The organism is Streptomyces sp. NBC_00989 (genome assembly GCF_045162655.1).
GTDB lineage: Bacteria > Actinomycetota > Actinomycetes > Streptomycetales > Streptomycetaceae > Streptomyces.
Window position 1 is genome coordinate 4,448,303 of the sequence record NZ_CP108728.1, and the last position, 13,033, is coordinate 4,461,335.

Genomic DNA, 13,033 nt, shown 5'->3' on the forward strand with positions numbered 1-13,033 from the left:
CTCGGGCTACGGCGACGCCCGCGCGCCCGGCGGCACGGTGCACGGCGGCGGGTTCAGCGCGCCCGGCGACAAGGCGGACGAGGACGGCGACTTCAGCGGGCTCCCGCGTCGACAAGCGCGAGCGTCTCCCGTACGGCCGGCACGTCCTGGTCCAGCCAGTCGACGGTCCAGATGTCGGCGGGGGCGAGCCAGCGCAGTTCGTCGTGGTCCTCCAGGGGCTCGGGCGCCGCCGAGCCGGGGAGCAGCCGGGCCGTCCAGACCTGGAGGACGTACGGCGGCTTCAGCGGCCACTGGCCCGGGACGCGCTCTACGGTCTCGGCGTCGACGCCGAGTTCCTCGCGCAACTCGCGCACCAGCGCGGTGTCGGGGCGCTCGCCGGGCTCGACCTTGCCGCCGGGGAGTTCCCAGCGCCCGGCCAGTTCGGGAGGTGCGCTGCGGCGGGCGGCGAGCAGTCGGCCGCCGTCGAACAGGGCGGCCCCGACCACCACGATCCGTGTCGTCATGCGCCGGAGCCTACGGGGCGTGGGGGCGCGGTCAGTTGCGGGTGGCGTCCTCGCTCTGCCCGATCCGCTCGACCCAGTACAGCTGCTTGTGCCCGCGGTCGTCGAGGCTGTCCGCGATCTTCTGGGCCTCGGCGCGGGTCGCGTACCGCCCCACGCGGTAGCGATTGCCGTTGTCGTCCTGCCGTATCACGAGCCAGGGAAGAGTGATCGTGCCGTCGTTCATCGCCATCGCGCCCCTCCGCCTCCTGCTCGCGGTTCGTGCCGTGCCCCACCCCATAAGGAAACCGCAATCCGCATATGCCGGAGCCTACGCCTAACCTTCACGCAGCGAATACGGCTTTTCACAAAGAGGTACGCAACCAGCCAGGACGGAGGGGGCGCACGATGGCGAACGCGCCGCTGGCGCACCTCGATGCATCCGGTGAGAGGCACGCTACAGGCGCCGTGAACGACCTGCGAGAAAGACCGGAATCCAACGGCGCGCAGGGCAGGGCGGATTGACGGGTTCCGGCGACAAATGCCTTAAGGGGTGGACTACTTCACACTGGGCGCACTACTCGGTGCGCTACTTGACCGGCAAGTGGTAAGCGATCCGGTAGCGGTCGGCCGGGACCACGACATCGGCCGTCTCCACCGGGCGCCCCGAGGCGTAGTACGTGCGCTGGATGACCAGGACCACATGCCCGGGGACTCCCCCCAGGGCGAGCAACTCCTCGGCGAGACCCGGCCGGGCGCCGACCTCCTCGGTGACGTTGTCCACGACGACGTCGATCGCGCGCATCCGCTCGACGACCCCCATGCCGCCGAGCGGCCCCTCCTCGGGCAGCATCACGGGCGTACGGCCGGTCACCGCGAGGGGCTCCCAGGACGTGGAGAGCATCATCGTCTCACCGGCGTCCCGGAACACGTACTTCGTGCACATCACGCGCTCGCCGGGCTGGAGCGCGAGCCGCTCGGCGATGGCGACGCCGGCCTCGGCCTGCTCGCTGCTGGACTCCCAGGTGCCGCGCGCCTCCCCCTCGGCCTGCTCCTGCCGGAACGGGGTCGCACCGGCGGGCGGCCGGAACCCGGAGCGGGAGACGCGCCGCGGCACGGGACGCTCGCGTACGTACGTCCCCGACCCGGAGCGGCCCTCGACCAGCCCCTCGGCCATCAGCACCTTGCGCGCCTCCAGGGCGACCGTGTCGGACACCCCGTACTCCTCGCGGATCCTGGCCTGCGAGGGGAGCCGGGTGTGCGGGGGCAGCTGGCCGTCGACGATCTTCTTGCGGAGATCACCCGCGACGCGCAGATACGCCGGCTGCTCACCGAATGTCACTGGCCACTCCCATCAGGTTGTACAGACAGCGACAGCCTGGCAACCGTGGGTTGTGCCATGCAAGCAAAGGCCAGAGAATCACTCGATGTGATGACTTATCCCCGGTGTGGGCTTTACCCAGGCACTTTCTCCCCGCTATAGGAGCCGTCACACCTCCATGCCGCCGGCGTCTCCCCCGCCGTCCCCGCCACCGTCGTTCTCGTCGTACGACGGAGGGGTCGTGGCGAGCCCCAGAGCCTTGCGGGCGGTGACCGACTTCTGGGGATCGATCAGGTCGGCGCCCTTGTCGTAGTGCCCGTAGAACTCGTCCGCGTCCGAGGACTTGGCCGCCTCCGCCCACTCCTTCTGTGCCGCCCGCAGATCCTTGACCAGGGCCGCGACCGGCTTCTCGGAGGCGCCGGGCCACTCATGGCTTTCGAGCGGGTCGGCCTGCTGGGTCAGCGCGGTCGAGACCCGGCCCGCCCAGGCCTTGTGTCCCGGCAGGTCGTCCTCGACGTACTGGGCGTCGGGCGCCGAGTCCAGCGCCGAGTTGAGGACGTGGGCCGCCTTCAGATACGCGACCTGGTCGGAGTCGAGGGTCGTGGCGTCGTTGCGCAGCGAACCGCCGGGCAGGCTCGCCTCCTCGTCCGTGTTGCCGAACACGCAGGTGATCTCGCGGTCGCCCAGGCTCCAGCTCCGCGAGGTCGGGGTGACGTAGTAGATGTCCACGTCGTCGGGTACGGCCCAGCCGTCCATGGCGTAGGCGTCCTGGAGCGCGTAGCACTTGTCGTCGGCGGTGGCGGTGACCTTCTTGTCCCCGGGGTACGAGCCGCTGTCCATCCGCACGACGGCGAACACCTCGCCGTCGTGCTCGCCGTCGCAGGACACCACGTCGAAGTCGTACGTCATGCCCTCCAGCGAACCGCTGGGCGCGTCGAAGCACTCGCCCTTGACGGGAGAGGTGCTCGAGTTGGTCCGCGCGCTGTCCTTCACGCCGTCCCAGACGTCGCTCGCCACGCCGGTCGCCCCGAGCACCCACACGATCAGCCCGAACGCCGACAGCACCATGCCGGCCGCCGCCATGCTCCGGCCGCGCTCGCCCCGCTTCTTGATCTGGTTCAACGCGACCAGCCCGAGGACGAATCCGACCCCCGGGACGCAGCACAGGACGCCGAGCACGAGGGCGGCGACGGACATGCCGTTGAGGGGCGCGGGGGTGTTGTACGGGGTGTAGCCCTGGGACCAGGTCTGGTAGGGCTGCGGGCCAAAGGGACCCGGAGGGGTCTGCGGGCCCTGGGGGTACGGGGCGTAGGGGGTCTGCGGCGGTGTCCCGTACGGGGGTTGGGGCTGGGCGCCGTAGGGGGTGTGCGGGTCCTGCGCGGGCGGGGCGTACGGGTCCTGTGACGGCGGGGCGTACGGGTTGTACGGGGTGGATGCCTGCGGGGAGGGAGGCGGGCCCGGGGCCGGGGGCTGGTCCTGGGGGCTCTCGGGGCCCTGGGCGGGCGGACCTTGGGGCTCCGGGGGCGGAGGTATGGACACGGGTACCGTGCTCCTGGTTCAGGCGGGGATCTCCGGAGGGAGAGCTGGAGATCTTCAGATACGGAACTGACGTACGACTTGGCGCATGGTAAGCGCGAGGTGAGGGGGGGCGGAATGCGGGTTGCGCGAGCAGCCATAGGGGCGGTGAACGCGCTTACGGCGCGGTGGGCGGGGGCGGTCGACGGGGGCACGGTGTTCTCGGCGGCGGGGGTGTGGCCGTTGCTGGCCCTGCTGGCGGACGGTGCCGGGGGTGCGGCGCGGGCGGAGCTGGCGGACGCGGTGGGGCTGCCGGCGGATCAATCGGCCGCCGCGGCACGGGAGTTGCTGGGCGGGCTGGCGGCGATGCGGGGCGTGGACTCGGCGCTCGGGCTGTGGACGAAGCGGACGCTGGAGCTGCGGGAGGCGTGGGCGGCGGGGCTGCCGGCCGAGGCGCACGGGGTGCTCACGGGGGACCTCGGGGCGGACCGCGCGGCCCTGGACGCGTGGGCCTCGAAACGGACCGGCGGGCTGATCGAGCGGATGCCGGTGGCGCTGACGGACGACACCGAACTGGTGCTGGCGAGCGCGCTGGCCCTGCGCACGGAGTGGCTGCGGCCGTTCGTCGAGGTGCCGATGGAGAGCCTGTACTGGAGCGACCGGGTCCCGCTCGGCCTGTTCCGCAGCACGGCCCTCCTGGACCGGATCGGCGTGGCGGACACACCGGACGGCCATGTCACCCAGCTGAAGGTGCTGGGCAGTACGGCCATCGACGTCCACCTCCTGCTCGGGGAGGAGGGGATGACGTCAGGGCAGGTGCTCGGCGCGGGCGTGGGCATCCTGGACGGCCGTCATCCCGTAGTACCCGGAGACCGGCTCCCCTACGGCGACCCGGGCCCGGGCCTGAGCGTGGCGAAGGAACGCTGCACGAGCCCACAGCCACCCTCGCTCGACGTGACGACGGCGGCGTACGACATGAGTGCGCACCATGATCTCCTGCGCCTGCACCGCCTGTTCGGCCTCACGGCGGCGCGGGACGCCGCGGTGGGGCACTTTCCCGGGATCAGCGGGTTCCCGCTGGCGATCGGATCGGCGGAACAGTCGACGACGGCGAGGTTCGGCGCGCTCGGCTTCCGCGCGGCGGCGGTGACGGCCATCGCCGCCATGCCCGGCGGTGCCCCGCCCGACCTCCGTTACGTGACCACCACCATCACCGCCCGCTTCGACCGCCCCTTCGCCTTCCTCGCCCTGCACCGCCACACACGGTTGGTGCTGGCGGCGGGCTGGGTGACTGAACCGGAGCCGTTCCCCGAGCAGGACTGGGGCTGATCATCGGGTGCCGGGCGGCCGACGATAGCCTTCCCGTGCGCGATCTTGTGATCGGACGATCTTGCGCTACGGGACTCATGGGGGCGGAATTGGGAGCGGTCGGGGGGATGACGGTGCACGGCGCGGGGGTTGGAGGCGCGGAGGTTCAGGGCTCGGCGGTCGGGGGCACGGCAGTGGGCGGAACGGCGCCGAGCGACACGGCAGTCGGCGGCACCACCGTCGAGCGCACCGTCGACGCGGTCAACCGGCTGACGGCGCGCTGGGCTGACGCGGCGACCGGGGGCACGGTGTTCTCGGCGGCCGGGGTGTGGCCGCTGCTGGCGTTCCTCGCCGACGGGGCGTGGGGTGCCGCGCGGGCGGAACTGGCGGACGCGGTGGGCATGCCGGCCGACCAAGCGGCGCGCGCCGCACGGGAGTTGCTGGCCGCGATGGCGTCGATGCCCGGTCTGAACTCCGCGCTCGGACTGTGGACCCGGCGCGAACTGACCGTACGGGAGGAGTGGCGGGCCGGGCTGTCGGCGGACACGCACGGCGTGCTCACCGAGGATCTCCCGGCCTCGCAGCGGGCGTTGGACGCGTGGGCGGCCGAGCGGACGGGCGGGCTGATCGAGCGGATGCCGGTCGCATTGGACGAGGGCGTGCTGATGGTCCTGGCGAGCGCGCTCGCGCTCCGCACCGAATGGCCGCGCCCCTTCGGCGAGTTGAGGCTCAGCCCGGACGCCGGGCCCTGGCAGGGACGGCAGTTGACCGGCCTGCACCGCACCGGTGTCCGCCTGGACCGGGTGGGTGTGGCGAGCGGCCCGCACGGATACGTCACCGAGCTGAAAGTCCCCGGCGACAACGGGATCGACGTCCACCTGCTGCTCGGCGAACAGCGCATGACCCCAGGGCAGGTGCTGGGCACGGGAGTCGACGTGCTGGCCCGCCGGCTTCCCGTGGTGCCGAGCGGCCAACTCCCGTACGGAGACGTGGGACCGGGCCTGCGCGTCGAGCAACAGCCCTGCGCCGCACCGCAGCCGCCGCAGCTGTCCGTGACGACGGTGGCGTACGACATGCGGGCGCGGCACGATCTCCTGGACCTGCACGGCCTGTTCGGGCTCACGACGGCGATGGACACCGCCGACGGCCACTTCCCCGGCATCAGCCCCGCCGCGCTGGCCATCGGGCAGGCCGAACAGTCCACGACGGCCCAGTTCGGCGCGCTCGGCTTCCGCGCCGCCTCGGTGACCGCGGTCGCGCCCGTCTACGGCGGTGCCCGGCCCCAGCTCCGCCACACGACCACCGTCGTCACGGCCCGCTTCGACCGCCCGTTCGGCTTCCTGGCGGTACACCGGGAGTCCCGCCTGATCCTGACGGCGGGCTGGGTCACGGATCCGACGCCGTACGGGGGCTAGGAGGTAGGGAGGACTCGGGGCCGGGTGCGCTCCGTACGTGGTAATCCCCCGCGCGCCACCCACCCACGCCCCGCGGCGCACCCCATCGTCGAACGGTGCCCAAACCGACCCGCCTGCTGCTCCCGCTCCTCGCCGCCGCCCTGCTCCTCCCCCTGCCCCTTCCCCCGGCGTCCGCCGCGTCCCTCCCCCACCCCCACTCCCGCGACGACTGCGACGTGCGCGGCTGGGCCCCCTCCGCCACCCGGATCGACCCGAGCGACACGTACCACCCGTACGTCGGCAACGGCTATCTCGGCACCCGCGTCCCGCCCGCCGGCGCGGGCTACGCCGCGTCCGGTGAGAAGACCGGCTGGCCGCTGTACACCCCGCGCTACGACGGCGCGTTCGTCTCCGGCCTCTACGCCCGCGGCCCCGCGAACACGGCCGGCCGCGAGGCCCTCGCCGCGCTCCCGAACTGGACCGGGCTCGACGTCACGGCGGGCGCCGAGACGTTCGGCGGTGGGAGCGGCGGCCGGGTCAGCCACTACCGCCAGACCCTCAACCTCCGTTGCGGGTACGTCCGTACGTCCTTCACGTGGACCACCACGGACGGCCGCCGCACCGACCTCGCCTACGACGTCCTCGCCGCCCGCGACACCCCGCACACCGGCGCCGTACACCTGCGCGTGACCCCGCACTGGGACGGCGAACTCACCCTCACCGACCGCCTCGACGGCCGCGGCGCCCGCCGTATCACGCGGACCGACGGCGGCCGGGTCGGCGACCGCACCATCGGCGTGGCGTTCCGCACGGACGGGACGAATGTCGACGGTGCCGTCGCGTCTGTGTTGGACGCGCCCGGGCGGCGTGCCCAACAGCCCGGTAATCAGGGCGAGTTGAGCGCCAGCCAGTCGGCCGTCCTCCCCGTCCGCTCCGGGCGTACCTACACCGCCACCAAGTACGTCGGCGTCGACACCAGCCTCACCTCCCACGATCCCCGTTCCGCCGCCCAGGACGCCGCCGGGCGGGCCGCGCGGCGCGGGTGGGATGCGCTGCTCGCCTCACACACCGCCGCGTGGCGGGCGCTGTGGTCGTCCGACATCGAGGTTCCGGGGCATCCGGACCTCCAACTGTGGGCCCGTTCCGCCCAGTACGGGCTGCTGTCCGCGCTGCGCCCGGGTGCCCGTGACAGCATCGCGCCCGCCGGTCTGACCAGCGACAACTACGCCGGCATGGTCTTCTGGGACGCCGAGACCTGGATGTTCCCCTCGCTGCTCGCGACCCGTCCCGACCTCGCCCGCCCGGTCCTCGAATACCGCTACCGCACGCGCACGGCCGCCGCCGAGAACGCCGCGAAGACCTCGGTGAAGGGCCTGTTCTTCCCGTGGACGAGCGCGAGTCACGGCCGGCTGTGGAACGAGTGCCAGAGCTGGCAGCCGCCGCACTGCGTCACCCAGAACCACCTCCAGGGCGACATCGCCCTCGCCGCCTGGCAGTACTACCTCGCCACCGGCGACCGAACCTGGCTCCGCACCCGCGGCTGGCCCCTCCTCAGCGGCCTTGCCCAGTACTGGACTTCGAGGGCCACGAAGAACTCCGACGGCTCGTACTCCGTCAAGGAGGTCGCCGGGCCCGACGAGTACAGCAATGGCGTCGACGACGGCGTGTACACCAACGCCGTCGCTTCCACCGCGCTGCGCGCCGCGACCGACGCGGCCCACGCCCTGGGCACCGACGCCCCCGCCGACTGGCTCACCGTCGCGAACCGTCTGCGCATCCCCTACGACCCGAAGCGCAAGATCTTCCTCCAGTACGACGGCTACGGCGGCTCCCGGATCAAGCAGGCCGACACCGTGCTGCTGATCTACCCGCTGGAGTGGCCCATGCCGGCCGGTGCCGCGGCCGCCACCCTCGACTACTACGCCCAGCGCACCGACCCGGACGGCCCCGCCATGACCGACGCCGTCCACGCGATCGACGCGGCGGCGATCGGCGAGCCGGGCTGTGCCGCGTACACCTTCCTGCGGCGGGCCTACCAGCCCTTCGCGCGCGGCCCGTTCGCCCTCTTCTCCGAGTCGCGCGGCGACAAGGCGGGCGCGTCCGACCCTCTCGCGGGCTCCCCCGCGCAGGACTTCCTCACCGGCAAGGGTGGCTTCCTCCAGGTCTTCACCCACGGCCTCACCGGCCTGCGCCTGCGCCCCGACGCCCTCCACCTCGACCCGACCCTCCCGCCCCAACTCTCCGCCGGCGTACGCCTGTCGGGGCTCCGCTGGCGCGGTCGTACGTACGACATCGCCATCGGGCCGGAGACGACGACCGTACGGCTGCGGACGGGCGCGCCCTTCTCGCTGGACACCCCCGAGGGGCGCCGCACCCTCTCCGGCACGGTCACCCTCAGGACCCGGCGCCCGGACCTCGCCCCCACCACCGACCTGGCCCGCTGCCGCCCGGCGACGGCGACCTCCTCGGAGTCCGGCCTCTACCCGGAGGCGGCCGTGGACGGCAGCCCCGCGACCGCCTGGTCACCGGCCACCGACCGTGCCGCCCTCACCGTCGACCTGGGGTGGCCGGTGCGCGTCGGGACCGTCCGCCCCACGTGGACGAAACAGCCGGGGTCGCACACGGTGGAGGTCTCGGCGGACGGGCACGCGTGGCACGCCCCGGACGGGACGCCAGCCCGGTACGTCCGCGTCACCGTGCGGGGCGGTGTGGGCGCCGCTCTCGCCGAACTCGACGTGCGCTCGTGACGGCCGAACACCCCTGAGGGCACGGTCAGTTGGCCTCCGTGGCCAGTCTCCGCTGTTCCTCCTCCACGATGCGGCGGGCCAGCGTGGCGTCCGATATGTCGATCGCGTCCGGGGTGGCGTCCGCGAGGGCGCTGCGCCGGGCGAACCGGTCGAAGAGGCGGTCCTTGTTCTTGAGGATGGTCAGGAGCCGGTCGTCCACGCTGTCGGTGGCGAGCATGCGGTGCACCTGGACCGTGCGTATCTGGCCCATGCGGTGGACGCGGGCCACGGCCTGGTGCTCCACCGTCGGCTTGACCTGGGGTTCGCAGAGGATGACCAGGGAGGCGGCCTGGAGGTTGAGGCCGACCCCGCCCGCCTCGATCTGGGAGAGCAGGACGGCGTGGCCGGGGGCCTGGGTGAAGTCGTCGACGAGTTGCTGTCGGCGGGCGGCCGGGACGCTTCCGGAGATGGGCCCGAACACCCCCTTCTCCAGGGCCTGTTCCACCGCGGCGAGCACGTCCCGGAAGTAGGAGAAGATCACCACTTTCGCCCCGTTGCCCGCGGCTTCGGCGACCAGTTCCCGAAGTCGTTGCAGCTTCGCGGACTTCTCGGTGTCCGCGTAGGCGGCCCGGCGCATCGCCATGAAGTTGCCGTCGCCGACCGCGCGGTCGTACGCCTCGCGGTCGGCGACGCCGAGCTCCACCCACTCGTCGACCTGGACCAGGGCGGGCAGTTCGGTGAGCACGTCCTCCTGGTTGCGGCGCAGATAGGCGGGGGCGACGGACTTGCGAAAGGCGTGCGGTCCGGCCGCCGCCGTGCCGTTGCGGACGGTCGGCAGCAGGTCGGGGCGGAGGTGGCGGACGAGGGTGCGGAACTCCTCGACGTGGTTCTCCATGGGCGTGCCCGTGAGGAACAGGACGCGGTCGCAGCGCTCGGTCCACAGGGCGACCGACTTGGTGCGGCGGGTGTCCGGGTTCTTCACGTAGTGGGCCTCGTCCACGACGAGCATGCCCGGGGTGGGGCCGGTCGGCGCCTCGTCCTTCTCGGTCCTCACCTTGCCCTTGGGAGACTTGCTCCTCGGAGAGTTGGCCGCCGACGACCCGACTTCCGGCGCGGGCAAGGTGTGCAGCGTGTCGAAGGTCGTGATCGCGACCCCGCCGCGCTCGCTCCACTCCCCGAAGGCGTCGAGCCGGTCCGGCCCGTGCACGGGCAGCGCGCGCAGGGTGCTGCGGGCGCCGATCTCGCGCGTCCAGTTGATCAGCACGCTGGCCGGGCAGACCACCAGGAAGTGGCTCTGCCCCTCGGCCGCGAGATGGGCCAGCGCGGCGATGGCCTGGACCGTCTTGCCGAGCCCCATCTCATCCCCGAGGACGACCCGGCGCTGAGCCAGGGCGAACCGCGCCCCGAACGACTGGTATCCGCGCAGCGAGACCCGGCGATGGGTGTCGTCCAGTGGCTGCGCGTGCACGCGCTCGGCCAGCTCAGCCGGAAGGAAACCCTCGCTCGCCGCGAGGTCCGGCTGCTGCCCGTCGACCTCGGCGAGCTGGCTGTAGTACTCGGCGGACCGCAGCTCGAAGTCGACCCACGCCTCGATGTCGGAGACCGGCGGGCGCAACAGGTCGGTGGAGGCCTGCGCGATCAGCAGCCGTACGTCCTTGGCGGCCGTGTCGGCGACCAGCTCGTGCAGTTCGGCGACCGCGGCGAGCGCGCCGTCTCTCCGCTTGCGTCCGGCGAGTGCCATCAGCAGCCTGCTGCTGGCGGGCCGGGCCACGGGCAGCAGCGCGCCGAGCCGCTCGTCGAGCCGGGCAGCGGCGTCCAGGGCGCGGCGCAGCTCGGGTCCGGCCTCGACGAGCCGCTGCAACGCGATGACCAGGGCCGTGGTGCGCGGCTCGGGGTGGTCGACGTCGATGCGGACGGAGACGGTCTCCGCGACGGCCCGCGCGATCTGCCGGGCCGCGGCGAGGGCCCGGTCGGCGGTCTGCTGTCCTACGCCGGGCAGCTGCCGCAGTTCGTACCGGCTCGCCTCGTGCACCGCGCGCACGGAGGTCAGCCCCGCCGCCTCCACGGCCCCCAGCCGCAGCCGCCCCTCGGTGACGTCCTTCAGCCGGGCGACGGGGATGGACTCCAGCTCCTGCGCGACGAGTTCGGTCCGCAGCGGCTCCAGCGCGGAGCGGACGGCGTCGAGGGCGCGGGTGTGGTCCTCGCGCAGGGCGCGCGCCACGTCGTAGAGCCGCGTGCCCCGCGCACACAGCTCCCTGGCCCGCCGTCCGGCCCGCGGAAACTCGCCCTCCATGTCACCCCCCGCTCCCCATACGTCTCGCTGTGCACCCATCGTGGCACGCACCACTGACAACGGGAGCGGGAGCAGGCGGATGAGGGTTCTCAGCCGGCCGTCGGCCCTCCCTCACGCGTCGAACCCCGTGGCCCGGGTCCGCTTCTCCCACGCCGCGATGTCACCACGCACCTGCTCCAGCTGCCCGAGCACGGCGTCGACCGCGTCGTCGCCCAACGGCAGGTGCAGCGGGGTGACCTCGGCGTCCAGCGCGGCGAGGATGAGGGCCGCCGCCTTCGCGGGGTCGCCGGGCTGGACACCGCCGCCGCTGTCGACGGCCCCGCGGGTCGCGCTCACCTTGGCGTACAGGCCGCTGTCGGCGCTGACCCCGGCCCGGCTCGTGTCGAACAGTGCGGTCCGGAAAGCGCCCGGCTCCACGATCAGCACCTTGATGCCGTACTCGGCGACCTCGTCCGCGAGCCCCTCGGAGAGTCCCTCCAGGGCGAACTTCGTTCCGCTGTACGCCGAGAAGCCCGCGAAGGACATCTGCCCGCCCATGCTGCTCATCTGCACGATCGCCCCGGAGCGCCGCTCCCGCATGAACGGCAGCACCGCGCGCGTGAGGGCCGCCGGCCCGAAGACATGCAGGTCGAACAGGTCCCGCAACTCCTGCTCGGTGGTCTCCTCGAAGGCCCCGACATGCGTACGGCCCGCATTGTTGACGAGGACGTCGATCCGTCCGTGCCGCGCCACCACGTCCCGTACGGCTGCCTCGGCGGCCCCCGTGTCGGTGACGTCCAGGCGCAGCGTCTCCATCTGGTCGGGACGGGCGGCGACGAGATCGTCCAGCCCCTCGGTCCGCCGGGCCGCGCCCACCACCACGTCACCGGCCGCGAGCGCCGCCTCGACGATCGCCCGCCCGAACCCGCTGCTCGCGCCGGTGACCAGCCACACCTTGTTCATGAAGACTCCAGGACTCGCGGTGAGTTCACGTGCTTCTGTCACCAACCACCCTGTGGGGAAAGCCGGTTGCCCGTCCAAGACCCGCCCTGATAACCGTTGGCCATGCCGACGGACGTCCATGTGCGGGACCTGCGCTACTTCGTCGCGGTCGCCGAGGAGCTCCACTTCACCCGCGCGGCCGAGAGGCTGTACGTCTCGCAGCCCGCCCTGAGCAAGCAGATCCGGGCGTTGGAACGGCAGTTGGGCGCCGAACTGTTCCGGCGCGACCGGCAGGGCGTGGCGCTCACCGCCGCCGGTGCGGCTCTGCTGCCGTACGCCGAGCGGGTGTTGGCGGTCTGGGCGGAGGGCGCGTCCGCGCTGGCGGAGGTGAGCGCGGCCGAGCGCAGCACGCTGGTGGTCGGGATGAGCACCAGCCCGGGCCGGGGCGGCCTGCTGCCCGCGATCCGCTCCCGTTTCACGGCCGCGCATCCGGAGGCGAACGTACGCCTGCGGCAGGTCAGTTGGGACGACCCGACGGCCGGTCTCGCGGACGGCGACGCGGACGTGGCGTTCGTCTGGCTGCCGCTGCCCGACGCGGAGCGCTACGGCTGGACGGTCGTAGCGGAGGAACCCCGCCTGGTCGCGCTCCCGGACACCCACCCGCTGGCCGCCCGCGCGGCGGTCGACTTCGCGGACCTCGTCGACGAACCGTTCCTCGCCCTGCCGCCCGACGCGGGCCCCCTGCGCGACCACTGGCTCGCCCTGGACGAACGCGGTGGCCGACTACCGCGCATCGGCGCCGAGATCGCGAGCACGGAGGAGACGTACGAGGCGCTGGTCGCCGGTCTCGGCGTCTGCCTGGTCGCCACGGGCAACGCCCATCTGATCACCCTCGGCGGTGTCATCACCCGCCCGGTGCACGGGATTTCGCCGAGCCGTTACGCCCTGGCCTGGCGGCGGGAGGACGACGGACGGCCGCTGGTCCGGGCGTACGCGGAGGCGTGTCGCCTGGGGGCGGGGCGCTGATCGAACGCGTCTGCGACACGGTTACGATGAGCCGTTTTCGGGGGCCGGGG

Annotated in this window: 10 protein-coding genes; 4 read left to right on the plus strand and 6 right to left on the minus strand. The window is 72.8% G+C overall.

Features of this window, described 5'->3' with window-relative positions; translation table 11 throughout:
• Positions 1-92 precede the first annotated feature (92 nt).
• The 4 genes from OG714_RS19150 to OG714_RS19165 form a co-directional block, all read right to left on the minus strand.
• The gene (locus tag OG714_RS19150; RefSeq protein ID WP_406122523.1) at positions 93-503 is read right to left on the minus strand and encodes a (deoxy)nucleoside triphosphate pyrophosphohydrolase; all 411 of its coding nucleotides are present in this window, start codon (positions 501-503) and stop codon (positions 93-95) included.
• Positions 504-534: 31 nt separating this feature from the next.
• Positions 535-726: an SPOR domain-containing protein gene (locus tag OG714_RS19155; protein WP_033286475.1), complete on the minus strand. Its 192-nt coding sequence runs from the start codon at positions 724-726 to the stop codon at positions 535-537.
• 342 nt (positions 727-1,068) lie between these two features.
• Positions 1,069-1,821: a GntR family transcriptional regulator gene (locus OG714_RS19160; RefSeq protein WP_318018629.1), complete on the minus strand. Its 753-nt coding sequence runs from the start codon at positions 1,819-1,821 to the stop codon at positions 1,069-1,071.
• Between the two features lie 147 nt (positions 1,822-1,968).
• Positions 1,969-3,339 carry a DUF4190 domain-containing protein gene (locus OG714_RS19165; protein WP_406122525.1) on the minus strand — a complete coding sequence of 457 codons (1,371 nt, stop codon included), beginning with the start codon at positions 3,337-3,339 and terminating at the stop codon, positions 1,969-1,971.
• Positions 3,340-3,453: 114 nt separating this feature from the next.
• Between OG714_RS19165 and OG714_RS19170 the strand changes: the two genes are divergently transcribed.
• From OG714_RS19170 to OG714_RS19180, 3 genes are all read left to right on the plus strand, one after another.
• Entirely contained in the window at positions 3,454-4,644 is a 1,191-nt protein-coding gene (locus OG714_RS19170; RefSeq protein WP_406122527.1) for a serpin family protein, read from the plus strand.
• A gap of 107 nt (positions 4,645-4,751) precedes the next feature.
• Positions 4,752-6,038 carry a serpin family protein gene (locus OG714_RS19175; protein WP_406122529.1) on the plus strand — a complete coding sequence of 429 codons (1,287 nt, stop codon included), beginning with the start codon at positions 4,752-4,754 and terminating at the stop codon, positions 6,036-6,038.
• A 95-nt stretch (positions 6,039-6,133) separates the two neighbouring features.
• Positions 6,134-8,764, plus strand: a complete 2,631-nt coding sequence (locus tag OG714_RS19180) for a glycosyl hydrolase family 65 protein (RefSeq protein ID WP_406122531.1) — start codon at positions 6,134-6,136, stop codon at positions 8,762-8,764.
• A 25-nt stretch (positions 8,765-8,789) separates the two neighbouring features.
• Here OG714_RS19180 and OG714_RS19185 read toward each other — a convergent pair whose 3' ends face one another.
• Both OG714_RS19185 and OG714_RS19190 read right to left on the minus strand, forming a co-directional pair.
• On the minus strand, positions 8,790-11,036 hold the full coding sequence (locus OG714_RS19185) for a DEAD/DEAH box helicase (protein WP_406122533.1): 2,247 nt from the start codon (positions 11,034-11,036) through the stop codon (positions 8,790-8,792).
• A 111-nt stretch (positions 11,037-11,147) separates the two neighbouring features.
• Positions 11,148-11,978: an oxidoreductase gene (locus tag OG714_RS19190; RefSeq protein ID WP_406131873.1), complete on the minus strand. Its 831-nt coding sequence runs from the start codon at positions 11,976-11,978 to the stop codon at positions 11,148-11,150.
• 102 nt (positions 11,979-12,080) lie between these two features.
• Here OG714_RS19190 and OG714_RS19195 point away from each other — a divergent pair, with 102 nt between their 5' ends.
• Positions 12,081-12,983: a LysR family transcriptional regulator gene (locus tag OG714_RS19195; RefSeq protein ID WP_406122535.1), complete on the plus strand. Its 903-nt coding sequence runs from the start codon at positions 12,081-12,083 to the stop codon at positions 12,981-12,983.
• The last annotated feature ends 50 nt before the right edge of the window (positions 12,984-13,033 follow it).

Coding starts and splice junctions, on each gene's coding strand:
- OG714_RS19150 (WP_406122523.1), bottom strand. CDS start 503: ATGACGACACGGATCGTGGTGGTCGGGGCCGCCCTGTTCGACGGCGGC.
- OG714_RS19155 (WP_033286475.1), bottom strand. CDS start 726: ATGAACGACGGCACGATCACTCTTCCCTGGCTCGTGATACGGCAGGAC.
- OG714_RS19170 (WP_406122527.1), top strand. CDS start 3,454: ATGCGGGTTGCGCGAGCAGCCATAGGGGCGGTGAACGCGCTTACGGCG.
- OG714_RS19175 (WP_406122529.1), top strand. CDS start 4,752: ATGACGGTGCACGGCGCGGGGGTTGGAGGCGCGGAGGTTCAGGGCTCG.
- OG714_RS19185 (WP_406122533.1), bottom strand. CDS start 11,036: ATGGAGGGCGAGTTTCCGCGGGCCGGACGGCGGGCCAGGGAGCTGTGT.
- OG714_RS19190 (WP_406131873.1), bottom strand. CDS start 11,978: ATGAACAAGGTGTGGCTGGTCACCGGCGCGAGCAGCGGGTTCGGGCGG.
- OG714_RS19195 (WP_406122535.1), top strand. CDS start 12,081: ATGCCGACGGACGTCCATGTGCGGGACCTGCGCTACTTCGTCGCGGTC.